A 14,781-nucleotide genomic window follows, 5' to 3' on the forward strand; every position below is an offset into this window, starting at 1 on the left:
GGCGGCTTCTCAATGTGAATATATCTTGAGATTATTTAGGAGTTAATTGGCTCTCATCCCTCACCACTTATTCAATAAATTTAATTGCTTGAAAGGTGATTTTTCAACTCGTTGCTAACATAGGAGAAATTAAGGAAATTGAGATTCTGATTTTTCGGTTTATAACCTTCGAGAAGATCTGAAAAATTTGAAATAAAGGATTTGAGTTGGGATCTTAATTTTCTTTATTCCCTTAATGTTGGAGAATTAAAAAAGCCTGGCAAAATCTAATTTGCCAGGCTTTTTGTTGGGTCAAAGTGACTCAGACTTTCATGATGTCTGCTTCCTTTTTGATGAGCAGTTCATCGAGTTTGCTGGAATATTGGTCGGTTAGCTTTTGGACCTGATCTTCTGCACGCTTTACAGCATCTTCTGGAGCACCGTCTTTTTGAAGTTTTCTCAGGGACTCATTGGTATCTTTTCTGACACTTCGGATGGAGATTTTTCCGGATTCGCATTCCTGTTTGGCATGTTTAACCAGATTGATTCGGCGCTCTTCCGTCAGAGCCGGAATCGTCAGTATGATGATTTCCCCGTTGTTTTGAGGAGCTAGTCCCAAGTCAGAATTGATAATTGCTTTTTCGATATCGGAGATCAATTTTCGTTCGAAGGGCTTGATTGCCAGAGTTCTGGCATCAGGAGTATTGACTGAAGATACCTGCTGGAGGGGTGTTGGAGAACCGTAATATTGGACCATGATTCCGTCCAACATATTTGGCATAGCCTTGCCTGCACGGATTTTCACCAATTCTGCTGCGGTGTGGTCAACCGCTTTTTGCATTAGTTCTTTTGCTTCGTCTAAGAATAACTCGATTTCTTCCATGATTTGATTCAGGATTATGCGGTGATCAATGTTCCGATTTCTTCTCCAAGTACGAGTTTGCTCAGGTTTCCGGCCTTGTTCATGTCAAAAACAATGATTGGCAGGTTGTTTTCCTGGCAAAGCGTGAAGGCTGTCATGTCCATCACGTTGAGATTTTTCTCATAGACTTCTGAGAATGAGATAGTATGGTATTTGGTGGCAGTTGGGTCTTTTTCAGGATCAGCCGTGTAGACTCCGTCGACTCGTGTTCCTTTGAGAACCACATCCGCTTCGATTTCGATCGCACGAAGAGCTGCAGTGGAGTCGGTGGTGAAATATGGGTTTCCGATTCCCGCTCCAAAAATTACGATTCTTCCTTTTTCAAGGTGTCGAATGGCTCTTCTTCGGATAAATGGTTCGCAAACACTTTCTATTTTAATTCCTGACATCAAGCGGGTATACATTCCGTTTTGCTCCAAGGCACTTTGTAAAGCCATCGCGTTAATCAAGGTGGCAAGCATGCCCATGTAGTCACCCTGGACCCGGTCGATGCCGGATTTTTCTGCCTGCACTCCCCTAAAAATATTTCCTCCTCCGATTACAATCGCTACCTCAACTCCCATGTCCTTCACTTTTTTGATTTCGGCTGCGTATTGTTGAAGGCGTGCAGGGTCGATTCCGTAGTTTTTCTCGCCCATCAAGGCTTCTCCACTGAGTTTGAGCAGTATGCGGTTGTATTTCATGTGTTTTATTATTGTTTTTCAATGGCCACCCCGATAGCTATCGGGAGAATCTCGCATGGCAGATAGTCATTCCATTTTTTGGCGTGCTCCGTCATGCTGGATTTCATCTATTGGATTTTTGATTTCTAAAGTTACTATCGGTTAGGCCCCGATTTTTATCTGGATTTATTTGTCAAAATCTGATCGAATTGACCCTGAAAAGGCGAAACAATCCGACAAATATAATTTCTTCATCTCACAATGCTAGACCAAAATCTAAAAATGGAAAATACTGAGTTAAATTAGAAATGCTAAGAAATTGATTTTATGGACTTTTGGGCTCAAAAAAGGATTTGGATCATCGGGGCCTCTTCGGGAATCGGAGAGGGCTTGGTCAAGGTTTTGGCTGAAAATGGTGCGAAATTGATTATTTCAGCAAGAAATGAATCCAAACTAATCGAGCTGAAGGCCGCTTTCCCTTTTGCGGAAATCGAGGTCTTAATTCTGGATGTTGAAAATCATTCCTCGCTTCCTGAAAAGACAGATCAGGCCTGGCAACTCTTTGAAGGGTTGGATTATGTGTTTCTGAATGCAGGAATGGCTGTTAGAGATTTGGTGGTGGACAGCAGATTGGATGTGGAGCGAAAAATCATGGACATCAACTTTTGGGGGCCGGTTTCAATTACCAAGGTTCTATTGAAGAAGAAAAATCCAGACAGCAAACTTCATTTGGTTCTCACCTCCAGCCTAAGCGGGAAATACGGAGTACCAAAACTTGCAGCGTATGCCGCCTCCAAGCATGCTATTCAGGGATACTTTGATTCTCTGAGGGTAGAGACTTTTGGTTCGGGACTTTTTATTCACATCGTAATTCCGGGATTTATCCGAACCAATATTACGGTCGCCGGGCTGAGGGGAGATGGAAGCACAAGTGGCAAAATGCAGAATGCACTTGCCGGCGGAATGGATCCTGAAGTTTGTGCATTGGGTATTTTAAGAGGACTAGAACGTGGAAAAGAAGAATTCGTAGTGGGAGGTTCGGAGCGGTATACTGTTCCTCTCAACCGATTTTTCCCAACCTTAATGAAAAGGCTTATCCGATCCAATCCACTCCAGAGAATAAAAAATATCCGAAAAACCCTATTTGGAAAATAATCGGAAAGGCTCGAACAAACAGGAAAGATTAGAATTGGATCAAAACTTGATTTTTCTCCACGCTTTGTTTGTGTGATACTTTGACGTCTTTGACTATTCCATCTCCCGGAGATTTGATGATGTTTTCCATTTTCATCGCTTCCAGGATGAGCACCACATCCCCTTTTTTGACCTCATCTCCTGGCTTCACTTTTAGATCCAGGATCAAACCAGGCATGGGGGCTTTAATGTCTTTCATGCCGCCGACTCCGTTGACACTCATTCCCATTTTTTCGAGCAAGAGATCGAAGCGGTCTTTCAATTTTAAAGTTGCCGTTTTATATCCAATCCGGATTTGAAGCGTTTTAGTCTCCCGGTCAATGGAGAGCAATTCAGCTTCCATAGATTCATTACCCCGGATTAAGTGGATTTTTCGCTCTCCTATCCACTTCAAATCCCAGGAAATCGGCTTTTGGTTTACCTTGAGGCTTTCTTCGTTTTTTTCAACCGAATGGGAGTTGTTTTGAAGGATTACTGAAAACATTCCTGCTATTTTGGGTGTGAATATACATTAAGCGGCGTAACTGCCTCGTTCTGATTTCCCAAAATATCATACAAATGCATTGGAAGCCAAAGAAAAGATGGAATACCTGCCTGAAATTTGTCAACGCAGCAGTTTTCCTTATTGTCATTTCATGTAAATCGGAAAAAATACCTTTGGAGCAAAATTCCGATCCGGTGACTTTTTCCGAGTCAGATACACTTGCTGAGGATACCGCTGCTGATCTGCTCCGGTTGATCCGAGATCGGGAGGAAAAAATCAACGCGTATCAGCCTAGTGCGAAGAGGGATTTTGATTTACTCCATACTGATTTGGATCTTTGGTTTGATTACCAAAGACAGGCTGTTATAGGAAAAGCGAAGCTAAAATTGAAGCCCTACATTAATCCGTCTAAAGAACTTGTCCTTGATGCTAAAGACTTTGAGGTCGGAAGGATCGATTTGATTGAAAAAGTAGGTCCGACCAAACTTTCTTACAGATACGACGAAAAACAACTGCTGATCTACCTGCCGAAATTGTTTACCTCCAAGGATACCGTTGAGGTGGAAATTAACTATACGGCTTTTCCTGACCGCAATTCGGGGAATGGAAGTGAAGTCATCACAGATACCAAAGGGCTGTATTTCATCGATCCATTGGATACGCTGCCCGGAAAGCCGACCATGATATGGACGCAGGGGGAGACCGAACACAACAGTAAATGGTTTCCGACGATAGATAAACCAAATGAACGCGCCACCCAATTATTTAAGCTCACGGTAGCTGATTCTTTGGTGACTATCAGTAACGGGGTTTTGGTCAAGCAAGAGCAATTGGAAAATGGATTGCGTAAGGATTACTGGGAATTGACTCTTCCCCACGCCCCTTATTTGGCTGCAATAGCAGTTGGGGATTTCGGAAAAGTTGAAGATAAGTGGGGAGATATTCCGCTTGGCTACTATGTGGAGAAGGGGTTTGAAAAAGGGGCAGCCAAGGTTTTTGAGAATACGCCTGAGATGATCGGTTTTTTTGAGGAAAAACTCGGCATGAAATTTCCATGGCCCAAGTACGATCAGATTGTGGTGAGGGACTTTGTGTCCGGAGCAATGGAGAATACCACGGCTTCGATTTTTATGGAGGATCTGAGACTGAATGAAAGAGAAGCCTTGGATTCTGAGTGGGATTATATCATTGCCCACGAGCTTTTTCACCAGTGGTTTGGAGACATGGTGACCCCCGAATCCTGGTCCAATCTCACCCTGAATGAGGGATTTGCAAACTTCAGTGAATTCCTCTGGAATGAAAACAAATACGGAAAGGACCAGGCCGGCTTAAAGTTAGTTGCGGAAATGGAGGGTTACTTTGACGAGGCAGAGACAAAGCTAGTCGATTTGATTCGCTTCGAATATGAAAATGCGGAGGATTTGTTTGATTCGCATAGCTATAATAAAGGCGGAGTAATCATCAATATGCTCAGGGAATACTTGGGAGATGAGGTGTTTTTCAAGTCCTTGAAAGAATACCTGACGACTTACGCTTTTCAGTCTGTAGAAATTCATGACCTGAGGCTTGTCTTTGAACGAGTCAGCGGGAAGGATTTGAATTGGTTTTTTAACCAATGGTTTTTAAGCAAGGGCCATCCCGAGCTTTATTTTGAAGTAGATTATTCCCAGCCGGAAAACTTATTGGTTTCTGTATACCAGGCACAGAACCTGCAAACTACTCCGCTTTACCAATTGCCAATTGAAGTAAGCTGGTATGAGAATGGAAACCGAAAATCCAAAAAGATATTTGTCACACAGGCTTTCCAACAATTTTCACTTGAAAATCAAAGACCTGTCACCCAGGTATACATAGACGAAGGAAAAAGCCTACTGGCTAGAAGGTCTCAGGAAATCAGTTCAGAGCAATTTGCGAGGCAATTTAAAGAATCAAAACTAGGAGTGGCGAGATATGAGGCATTGGATAGTTTGGTTTCCAGAGAAGCTACAGATCAGCTGCTTGAGATTTTGCCATTGGCGGTTAAGGATTCCTTTTGGTCGGTCAGAGAAAATGCCCTTGGATTTTTGCAAAACGATCCTGATTGGAAAACCCAAGTGACAGGAATGGAAGAAATTGTGTATGAGATTGCAGAAAAAGATCCGAAAAATTCTGTGAGGGCCGCAGCAATTGACCTTTTGGCGGCTTGGGATCCGGATAAATTTCAGAGCACCTTCACCCGACTGGTCAATGAGCAGTCGTATTTGGTAGCCGGATCTGCATTGATGGGCTTGGTGAAAGTTGAGGATCCTGTGAACTCTACAGTTTTTGAGCGATTTTCAGAAGAGGAAAATTTTCGGATTAATATTCCTGTCGCTGAATATTATATTTTGAATGGTGTTAGAGGAAAAGGTACTTGGTTTTTGAACCGGCTGGATAAGCTGTCAGGTGAGGGGCTCTATTTCTTTTTGGGATATTTCAGCGAGTATTTCAGCCGTTTTCCCGAGGAAGGAAAAGCTCAGGCCGTGGAAAAGTTATTGGGTTTAATGGAAAAAGATCCGAAAAATTTTCTCCGGTTGGGATCCTTTCAAGCCTTGTTGGGATTTGCTGATGATTCGGAAGTAGTGGACGAAATAAACCGTGTGGCAGCATTAGAAAAGGACCCGGAGCTCAAAACTTACTACAATTATTTCCTTGAATCCCTGAAGGAAGAAAATTAATCGGTTGATTTTTAATTCATTGAATTCAGAGTAGTGAAAAAGTTTTCAAAATCGGAAAGCATCCTTTGATACTTTGATAAAAGGCTATAATTTTGCCATCCGTTAAGGTCATAAGGGTTCAAAACTCTGGGATTTTAGCGCAGTTGGGGGAATACCAAAGCGGCCAACTGGGACGGACTGTAAATCCGTTGACTTATGTCTTCACAGGTTCGAATCCTGTTTCCCCCACATAATTGCCTGAATGCGAAATTTTTTTCTAATTTTGCAGGGCTTTAAAAAATCCGGTACGCCGGTTTATAAGCGGGAGTAGCTCAGTTGGTAGAGCGGCAGCCTTCCAAGCTGCAGGTCGCGGGTTCGAGCCTCGTCTCCCGCTCTGTGCTTACAGAGCACAATGGGTTAAGCCGACGTAGCTCAGGGGTAGAGTACTTCCTTGGTAAGGAAGGGGTCGCGGGTTCAATTCCCGCCGTTGGCTCAATTACAGAGAATTATTATCTAAACATATCTTTAAACTTAAACTGAGGATTTTCACGCATGGCAAAAGCAACCTTCGACCGTTCCAAGCCGCACGTTAACATCGGTACGATTGGACACGTAGACCATGGCAAAACAACCCTGACTGCCGCCATCACTACCGTATTGGCTAAAAAAGGTCTTTCTGAATTGAGAGATTTCTCTTCAATTGATAACGCTCCTGAAGAGAAAGAAAGAGGTATTACAATCAATACTTCTCACGTAGAATATCAGACTGAAAAGAGACACTACGCTCACGTAGATTGTCCAGGTCACGCTGACTACGTTAAAAACATGGTTACTGGTGCTGCCCAGATGGACGGTGCTATCCTTGTAGTAGCTGCTACTGACGGACCTATGCCACAGACCAGAGAGCACATCCTTTTGGCTCGTCAGGTAGGTGTACCTCAGCTTGTAGTATTCATGAACAAAGTGGACATGGTGGACGATCCTGAGCTTCTTGAGCTTGTGGAAATGGAAATCAGAGAGCTTCTTTCATTCTATGATTTTGATGGTGACAATATCCCTGTGATCGCTGGTTCTGCACTTGGTGCTTTGAACGGTGAAGAGAAGTGGGTAGAGACTATCATGCAGTTGATGGATGCGGTTGACTCCTTCATTCCAATCCCTCCACGTTTGGTTGACAAAGAATTCTTGATGCCGGTAGAAGACGTATTCTCGATCACAGGTCGTGGTACTGTAGCTACAGGTAGAATTGAAAGAGGTGTAATCAACTCAGGTGAAGCAGTTGATATCATTGGTATGGGTGCTGAAGGTCTTAAGTCTACTGTAACAGGTGTTGAGATGTTCCGTAAGATCCTTGACCGTGGTGAAGCTGGTGACAACGTTGGTCTATTGCTAAGAGGTATTGAAAAATCACAAATCAAACGTGGTATGATTATCTGTAAGCCAGGATCTGTGAAGCCACACTCGCACTTCAAGGCTGAAGTTTACGTTCTTTCAAAAGAAGAAGGTGGACGTCACACACCTTTCTTTAACAAATACAGACCTCAGTTCTACCTTAGAACTACTGACGTAACCGGCGAAATCAAACTTCCAGCAAACGTGGAAATGGTAATGCCAGGTGACAACGTAACTATCGAGGTTACTTTGTTGTCAGCAGTAGCTTTGGAGAAAGGTTTGAGATTTGCGATCCGTGAAGGTGGTCGTACAGTAGGTGCCGGTCAGGTTACCGAAATCTTAGACTAATCATACTTATTATATTTTAAACGATGCGATCCCAAATTATTTTGGGATCGCATTTGTTTCTAAAGACTTTATTCCTAATTTTGCGTTCCCATTTGCGGAGCGTTCAATCACACGGGCATAGTTCAATGGTAGAATAGCGGTCTCCAAAACCGTTGATGGGAGTTCGAATCTCTCTGCCCGTGCAGCAAGTAAGTAAACTATGAATCTTAAAAACTTTGTCCTAGAGTCATACGACGAGATGAAAAACAAGGTCACTTGGCCTAAGTTTTCATTTCTTCAAAATAGTGCCGTATTGGTGTTGGTAGCATCACTCATCTTTGCACTGTTTATCGGTGTTGTGGATTTGGGATTTGAGAACATCATGACATGGTTTTATGATTTATTCTAATTGACATTACAGAATGGCTGAACATAAGTGGTACGTACTCAGAGTAGTCGCGGGACAGGAAAAGAAAACCAAAACCTATCTGGATAATGAAATTCAGAGACAAAAAATTGGGGAGTTCATTCCTGAAGTGCTGATTCCTTCTGAGAAGGTATATGAGATGCGCAACGGCAAAAAGCGGGTTCGTGAAAGAAATTTCTTTCCCGGATACGTGCTTGTCAATGCGGATCTTTCCAATGGGGAAGCCAATCACGTAATAACGAGTATCCCGGGTGTAATCGGGTTTCTTGGATCAAACCAGGGGGGAGCTTCCAAAACCCCTGAACCATTACGGCAGTCTGAAATCAACCGTATCTTAGGTAAGGTTGAAGAGATTGATGAGTTTGCCGAGAAACACGACACGCCGTTTATAGTTGGAGAGGCCGTAAAAGTAATGGACGGTCCCTTCAGTGGATTTACCGGGACAATTGAGGAGATATTTGAGGAGAAGAAGAAACTTAATGTTATGGTTAAGATCTTCGGCCGAAATACTCCGGTAGAGTTAAACTTTATACAAGTAGAAAAACAAGACTAAGCAATGGCTAAGGAAATCACTGGTTATGTAAAACTACAAGTGAAAGGTGGCCAGGCTAACCCGTCACCTCCAGTAGGTCCTGCTCTTGGTTCCAAGGGCTTGAACATCATGGAGTTCTGTAAGCAGTTCAATGCTCGTACCCAAGAAAAAATGGGTACTGTGCTTCCTGTGCTGATTACGGTTTATTCTGACAAGTCTTTTGATTTCGTAGTAAAGACTCCTCCAGCTGCAAACATGCTGTTGGAAGCTGCGAAAATCAAAAGTGGTTCAGCAGAACCAAATAGAAAGAAGGTGGGATCTGTTACCTGGGATCAGGTAAGAGTGATCGCTGAGACGAAAATGCCTGACCTTAATGCTTTCAGAGTAGAATCTGCCATGAAAATGGTGGCTGGTACAGCACGAAGCATGGGTATCACAGTTTCTGGTAAAGCCCCTTGGGAAGTATAAATAAAAAACAATGGCTAAGTTAACAAAAAAGCAAAAAGAAGCTCTTTCTAAGTACGACGCAAGCCAAATGTACTCCCTGGAGGCAGCTTCTTCACTGGTTAAGGAAATTACCATGACCAAGTTTGATGCTTCTGTAGATGTAGACGTTCGATTGGGCGTCGATCCACGCAAAGCAGATCAAATGGTTAGAGGAGTGGTAGCACTTCCTCACGGTACAGGTAAAGACATCAAAGTATTGGTTCTTTGCACTCCTGACAAAGCAGCAGAAGCAACCGAAGCAGGTGCAGACTACGTGGGTTTGGACGATTACATTGCCAAAATCGAAGGCGGATGGACTGACGTTGACGTCATCATCACTATGCCTAACGTAATGGCGAAGGTAGGTAGGTTAGGTAGAGTATTGGGTCCTCGTGGCTTGATGCCAAATCCTAAATCAGGAACCGTTACTCTGGATGTGGCAAAAGCGGTAAGAGAAGTAAAAGCTGGTAAAATCGACTTCAAAGTTGATAAGTTTGGAATTATCCATGCCGGTGTTGGTAAAGTTTCTTTCTCACCTGAGCAAATTCAGGATAATGTGAAAGAGCTTATCGCGACTATCTCCAAGTTGAAGCCATCTTCATCTAAAGGTACATATTTCAAAAGTATTCATTTGTCGAGCACAATGTCTCCGGGTATTGCTGTAGACAAGGGTAGCATTCAAGGTATTTAATCATGACTAGAGACGAAAAGAAAGTTATAATCGACAGTCTGACTGAGAAACTTAAGGAAAACCCTTTCTTCTACATCACTGATGCTTCCGGATTCTCTGTTGCTCAAGTGAATGCATTCAGAAGAACTTGTTACGAAAAAGGAGTAGAGTACAAAGTGTACAAAAACACCCTTATCGCAAAAGCTCTTGAAAATCTGGATGCGGACTACTCCAAACTTGCGAGTGGTGCATTGAAAGGGTTCTCTGGAATTATTTTCTCTAAAGAGACTAGTAACCTTCCAGCAAAAGTATTGCTGGATTTCAGAAAGAAAATAGGTAAAAAAGAGACTAGACCAGTATTCAAAGGTGCAGGGATCGATTCAGATGTATTTCTGGGTGAAAACAACCTTGAACTGTTGTCTAACCTCAAGTCTAAGCAAGAATTGCTGGGTGATCTAATTGGATTGCTTCAGTCTCCTGCTAAAAATCTCGTATCTGCTTTGCAGTCAGGACAGAACAGCATTACTGGTGTTCTTAAGACTCTTGCTGACCGAGAAGCAAAATAATTTTATCAAATCATTCAAAAACAAATTAAATAATTAATACAATGGCAGATCTTACACAACTTGCAGAACAGTTGGTAAACTTGACTGTAAAAGAAGTAAAAGAATTGACAGACATCCTTAAGGATCAGTACGGCATCGAGCCTGCTGCAGCAAGTGCTGTAGTAGTAGCTGGTGGTGGAGCTGGTGCTGCTGAGGCTCCTGCTGAAGAGGAAAAAACTTCTTTCGACGTAATCCTTAAAGCTGCTGGTGCTTCTAAGCTTGCAGTTGTAAAACTGGTTAAAGAATTGACTGGTCTTGGATTGAAAGAAGCAAAAGATCTTGTAGACGCAGCTCCTAAAGCCCTTAAAGAAGGAATCGCTAAGGACGAAGCTGAGGCTTTGAAAAAGTCTCTTGAAGAGGCTGGTGCTGAAGTAGAGATCAAATAATTTGCTGATTTCGCACCTTTAGGTTCGGAATTAGCCCGAAGACCTGACTAAACTAGTCAGGTCTTTTCCTGTTTGTGCACAGGATGAAAATTGCACTATTTCAAGTGATAATTGTCACTTTCCGATATTATATTTCACTATAAACTATACACTACCTTGGCTATCAAGAATCAAACCGAAAGGAAAAGTTTCTCCTCCATTAAGGTGGTCAAAGACTATCCCGATTTTCTCGATATTCAGCTTCAGTCTTTCAAAGACTTTTTCCAGCTGGATACACCTGCAGAGAAGCGCCGGGCAGATGGGTTGTTCAAAGTTTTCGCTGAAAACTTCCCTATCAGTGATTCCAGAGAAAATTTCACTCTGGAATTCATCGACTATGCAGTAGATCCACCAAAGTACAGTGTGGAAGAATGCATTGACAGGGGCTTGACTTACTCTGTTCCGTTGAAAGCAAAATTGCGATTGCTTTGCCACGATGAGGACAATGAGGATTTCGAAACCATCGAGCAAGAGGTATTTCTTGGCAATTTGCCTTACATGACCGAAAAAGGGTCGTTTGTAATCAATGGTGCGGAGCGAGTAATTGTTTCCCAATTGCACCGTTCTCCGGGTGTGTTCTTTGCACAAAGCAAACATACCAACGGAACCAAGCTTTACTCCGCCAGGATTATTCCTTTCAAAGGTTCTTGGATCGAATTTGCAACTGACATCAATAATGTCATGTATGCTTACATCGACAGAAAGAAAAAATTCCCTGTTACAACGCTTTTGAGAGCAATCGGTTACGGTTCAGATAAAGACATCCTTGATCTTTTTGGTCTTTCTGAAGAAGTGGCAGCTACCAAAGCAGCTCTGAAGAAAGCTGCAGGACGTAAGCTGGCTGCAAGGGTTTTGAGAACCTGGGTAGAAGATTTCGTTGATGAGGATACAGGTGAGGTAGTTTCTATTGACAGAAATGAGGTATTGCTTGAGCGTGATACTGTTCTGACTGAAGAAGACATCGAAATGATTTTGGATTCAGGCTCCAAGTCCATCATTCTCCATAGAGAAGATGTGAACGTGGCTGATTTCTCAATCATCTATAATACCCTACAAAAAGACAACTCCAACTCTGAAAAAGAAGCAGTTGAAGTTATCTATCGCCAGCTTAGAAATACAGAAGCTCCTGATGAAGCAACAGCCCGTGAAGTAATTCAGAGCTTGTTCTTCTCTGACAAGCGTTATGATCTCGGTGAAGTAGGACGATACAGAATCAATAAAAAGCTTGGACTTAGCATCGAGCCTGAGAAAATTGTATTGACCAAAGAGGACATTATTTCCATCGTGAAATACCTTATTGGTTTGATCAACTCCAAGGCAGTTGTCGATGATATTGACCACTTGAGCAACAGAAGAGTTAGAACAGTTGGCGAGCAGTTGTATAGCCAGTTCGGAGTAGGTTTGGCAAGAATGGCCAGAACTATCCGTGAAAGAATGAACGTGCGTGACAATGAAGACTTCAAACCAGTCGATTTGATCAATGCCCGTACCCTTTCTTCCGTGATCAACTCGTTCTTCGGTACCAACCAGCTTTCTCAGTTTATGGACCAAACGAACCCTCTGGCAGAGTTGACTCACAAGAGACGACTTTCGGCTTTGGGTCCAGGAGGACTTTCAAGAGAAAGAGCCGGTTTCGAAGTTCGTGACGTACACTACACCCACTATGGCCGTCTGTGTACTATCGAAACTCCGGAAGGTCCAAACATTGGTTTGATTTCATCACTTTGTGTTCATGCTAAAGTGAACTCAATGGGCTTCCTGGAGACACCTTATAGAAAGGTGGCCAATGGCAAAGCCGGAATGAAACCTGAAGAAATTGTATTCCTTACTGCAGAAGAAGAAGACAACCATAACATCGCACAGGCAAATGCCCGTCTTGATGAAAATGGTGTTTTGTTCAACGAAAAAGTAAAAGCCAGATTTGAAGGTGACTTCCCGGTATTGGATCCGAGCGAAATTACCTATATGGACGTTGCTCCAAACCAAATCGTATCCGTAGCTGCTTCTTTGATTCCTTTCTTGGAGCACGATGATGCTAACAGAGCCTTGATGGGTTCCAACATGCAACGTCAGGCTGTTCCATTGTTGAAAGCAGAAGCTCCGATCGTTGGTACAGGTTTGGAAGCCAAAGCAGCAATCGACTCCAGAGCTTTGATTATTGCAGAAGCTAATGGTGTTGTTGAATACGTGGACGCTAAGAATATCACCATCAAATACGATCTGACTTCAGACGAACTTTTGGTGAATTTCACTAACGAATACAAAACATACGATCTGATCAAATTCAGAAGAACTAACCAGGATACTACAATCAACCTGACACCTTTGGTGCTTAAGGGAGAGAAAGTATACAAAGGACAGGTTCTCGTAGAAGGTTATTCCACCAACAACGGTGAGCTGGCTTTGGGTAAAAACCTGAAAGTGGCTTACATGCCTTGGCAGGGATATAACTTCGAAGATGCGATCGTAATTTCTGAGCGAGTAGTTCGTGAGGATATCTTTACTTCGATCCACGTGGAAGAATTCCAGTTGGAAGTTCGAGACACCAAACGTGGTGAGGAAGAACTTACCTCTGAAATTCCAAACGTATCCGAGGAGGCTGTGAAGCACTTGGACGAGGATGGAATTATCCGTATCGGTGCCGAAGTAAAAGAAGGCGACATCATCATCGGTAAAATCACTCCTAAAGGTGAAACTGATCCGACTCCAGAAGAGAAGCTCTTGAGAGCAATCTTTGGTGACAAAGCTGGTGATGTAAAAGATGCTTCTTTGAAAGCTTCTCCATCTTTGAACGGTGTCGTGATCGAAACCAAGCTTTTCTCTAGACCTAAAAAGGATAAGGACAACAGAGCCAAGTCTAAAGCTGAAGTTGAAAAATTGAAAGGCAAATATTCTAAGGATCTCCTTGGAATCAGAGCCCGGATGATCAACAAATTGGTGACTATCTTGGATGGCAAAACTTCTCTTGGAGTGCGTCATAAATTTGGAGATGAAATCATCACCAAAGGCACTAAGTTCAATCTGAAGAATATTGAAAATAACCTTTTCCCTGCTAAGAACCCTTACAGAGACGAGTCTAACTACAATGTGCCTGAGGAAGCAAACCTGATTTCAGACATCATTTTGGATGACTGGACTGAGGATGCACACACTAATTCACTGATTGTGAAATTGGTGAAAAACTACACCAATTCCAGAAATGAGATTTCCGGTTTGTTCAAGCGTGACAGATTTACACTTGAGGTAGGGGATGAATTGCCAGCTGGAATCGTGAAGCTAGCCAAAGTTTACATCGCCAAGAAGCGTAAGCTGAAGGTGGGTGATAAGATGGCGGGTCGTCACGGTAACAAAGGTATCGTAGCCCGTATCGTAAGAGACGAGGATATGCCATTCTTGGAAGATGGAACTCCAATGGACATCGTGTTGAACCCACTTGGGGTACCTTCCCGAATGAACATCGGACAGATTTTCGAGACAGTTTTGGCATGGGCAGGTCAGAAAATGGGTAAAAAATTCGCAACGCCAATTTTTGACGGAGCTACTTTGGAAGAAGTCTCTGCTGAATTGGAGACTGCGGGAGTTCCACCTTATGGAAGAACATACCTGTACGATGGTCTTTCAGGAAACAAGTTTGACCAGCCTGTCACAGTGGGTGTTGCCTACATGTTGAAACTTGGTCACTTGGTGGATGACAAAATGCACGCACGTTCAATTGGTCCATACTCACTCATTACCCAGCAGCCGTTGGGTGGTAAGGCGCAGTTCGGTGGTCAGCGTTTTGGAGAAATGGAAGTATGGGCACTCGAAGCATTCGGTGCATCCCACGTACTTCAGGAAATCCTAACGGTGAAGTCTGATGACGTAATCGGTAGAGCAAAAGCTTACGAAGCAATTGTGAAGGGTGAAAACCTTCCTAAGCCTAACATCCCTGAATCATTCAATGTATTGGTTCATGAATTGAGAGGTTTGGCTCTTGAAATTACACTGGATTAATTAGGCTC

The 14,781-nt window shown here is 42.9% G+C and carries 13 protein-coding genes and 4 tRNA genes; 14 read left to right on the forward strand and 3 right to left on the reverse strand.

Going from position 1 to position 14,781, the window contains the following annotated elements; genetic code table 11:
- Nucleotides 1-301 precede the first annotated feature (301 nt).
- Nucleotides 302-862 (reverse strand): ribosome recycling factor, encoded by a 561-nt coding sequence (gene frr / locus B0E43_RS23780; protein ID WP_077346293.1) that lies wholly within the window; start codon nucleotides 860-862, stop codon nucleotides 302-304.
- A gap of 14 nt (nucleotides 863-876) precedes the next feature.
- Nucleotides 877-1,584 carry a UMP kinase gene (gene pyrH / locus B0E43_RS23785; RefSeq protein ID WP_077346294.1) on the reverse strand — a complete coding sequence of 236 codons (708 nt, stop codon included), beginning with the start codon at nucleotides 1,582-1,584 and terminating at the stop codon, nucleotides 877-879.
- 306 nt (nucleotides 1,585-1,890) lie between these two features.
- On the opposite strand from pyrH, the gene B0E43_RS23790 reads away from it, so the two are divergent.
- Nucleotides 1,891-2,718: an SDR family NAD(P)-dependent oxidoreductase gene (locus B0E43_RS23790; RefSeq protein ID WP_077346295.1), complete on the forward strand. Its 828-nt coding sequence runs from the start codon at nucleotides 1,891-1,893 to the stop codon at nucleotides 2,716-2,718.
- Between the two features lie 28 nt (nucleotides 2,719-2,746).
- On the opposite strand, the gene B0E43_RS23795 is transcribed toward B0E43_RS23790, so the two are convergent.
- Nucleotides 2,747-3,241, reverse strand: coding sequence for an acetyl-CoA carboxylase biotin carboxyl carrier protein subunit (locus tag B0E43_RS23795; protein ID WP_077346296.1), 495 nt, complete (start codon nucleotides 3,239-3,241; stop codon nucleotides 2,747-2,749).
- Nucleotides 3,242-3,315: 74 nt separating this feature from the next.
- Between B0E43_RS23795 and B0E43_RS23800 the strand changes: the two genes are divergently transcribed.
- The 13 genes from B0E43_RS23800 (at nucleotide 3,316) to rpoB (ending at nucleotide 14,773) form a co-directional block, all read left to right on the forward strand.
- Complete coding sequence (locus B0E43_RS23800; RefSeq protein ID WP_077346297.1) at nucleotides 3,316-5,937, forward strand: M1 family metallopeptidase; 2,622 nt, start codon at nucleotides 3,316-3,318, stop codon at nucleotides 5,935-5,937.
- A 145-nt stretch (nucleotides 5,938-6,082) separates the two neighbouring features.
- Nucleotides 6,083-6,165: transfer RNA gene (locus B0E43_RS23805), tRNA-Tyr, on the forward strand.
- Between the two features lie 72 nt (nucleotides 6,166-6,237).
- Nucleotides 6,238-6,310: transfer RNA gene (locus B0E43_RS23810), tRNA-Gly, on the forward strand.
- A gap of 27 nt (nucleotides 6,311-6,337) precedes the next feature.
- Nucleotides 6,338-6,409, forward strand: a tRNA-Thr gene (locus B0E43_RS23815).
- Nucleotides 6,410-6,468: 59 nt separating this feature from the next.
- The gene (gene tuf / locus B0E43_RS23820; protein WP_077346298.1) at nucleotides 6,469-7,656 is read left to right on the forward strand and encodes an elongation factor Tu; all 1,188 of its coding nucleotides are present in this window, start codon (nucleotides 6,469-6,471) and stop codon (nucleotides 7,654-7,656) included.
- Nucleotides 7,657-7,767: 111 nt separating this feature from the next.
- Nucleotides 7,768-7,838 (forward strand) — tRNA-Trp (locus tag B0E43_RS23825).
- Between the two features lie 17 nt (nucleotides 7,839-7,855).
- Nucleotides 7,856-8,044, forward strand: a complete 189-nt coding sequence (gene secE / locus B0E43_RS23830; RefSeq protein ID WP_026966270.1) for a preprotein translocase subunit SecE — start codon at nucleotides 7,856-7,858, stop codon at nucleotides 8,042-8,044.
- 13 nt (nucleotides 8,045-8,057) lie between these two features.
- On the forward strand, nucleotides 8,058-8,615 hold the full coding sequence (gene nusG / locus B0E43_RS23835; RefSeq protein WP_077346299.1) for a transcription termination/antitermination protein NusG: 558 nt from the start codon (nucleotides 8,058-8,060) through the stop codon (nucleotides 8,613-8,615).
- 3 nt (nucleotides 8,616-8,618) lie between these two features.
- Nucleotides 8,619-9,062 (forward strand): 50S ribosomal protein L11, encoded by a 444-nt coding sequence (rplK, locus tag B0E43_RS23840; RefSeq protein WP_077346300.1) that lies wholly within the window; start codon nucleotides 8,619-8,621, stop codon nucleotides 9,060-9,062.
- Nucleotides 9,063-9,072: 10 nt separating this feature from the next.
- Entirely contained in the window at nucleotides 9,073-9,771 is a 699-nt protein-coding gene (rplA, locus tag B0E43_RS23845; RefSeq protein WP_077346301.1) for a 50S ribosomal protein L1, read from the forward strand.
- Nucleotides 9,772-9,773: 2 nt separating this feature from the next.
- Nucleotides 9,774-10,316 (forward strand): 50S ribosomal protein L10, encoded by a 543-nt coding sequence (gene rplJ, locus B0E43_RS23850; RefSeq protein ID WP_077346302.1) that lies wholly within the window; start codon nucleotides 9,774-9,776, stop codon nucleotides 10,314-10,316.
- A gap of 41 nt (nucleotides 10,317-10,357) precedes the next feature.
- Nucleotides 10,358-10,741, forward strand: coding sequence for a 50S ribosomal protein L7/L12 (gene rplL, locus B0E43_RS23855; RefSeq protein WP_077346303.1), 384 nt, complete (start codon nucleotides 10,358-10,360; stop codon nucleotides 10,739-10,741).
- A gap of 156 nt (nucleotides 10,742-10,897) precedes the next feature.
- Nucleotides 10,898-14,773, forward strand: coding sequence for a DNA-directed RNA polymerase subunit beta (rpoB, locus tag B0E43_RS23860; protein WP_077346304.1), 3,876 nt, complete (start codon nucleotides 10,898-10,900; stop codon nucleotides 14,771-14,773).
- Nucleotides 14,774-14,781 lie beyond the last annotated feature (8 nt).

This window comes from Algoriphagus sp. A40 (genome assembly GCF_002002735.1).
Taxonomy (GTDB): domain Bacteria; phylum Bacteroidota; class Bacteroidia; order Cytophagales; family Cyclobacteriaceae; genus Algoriphagus.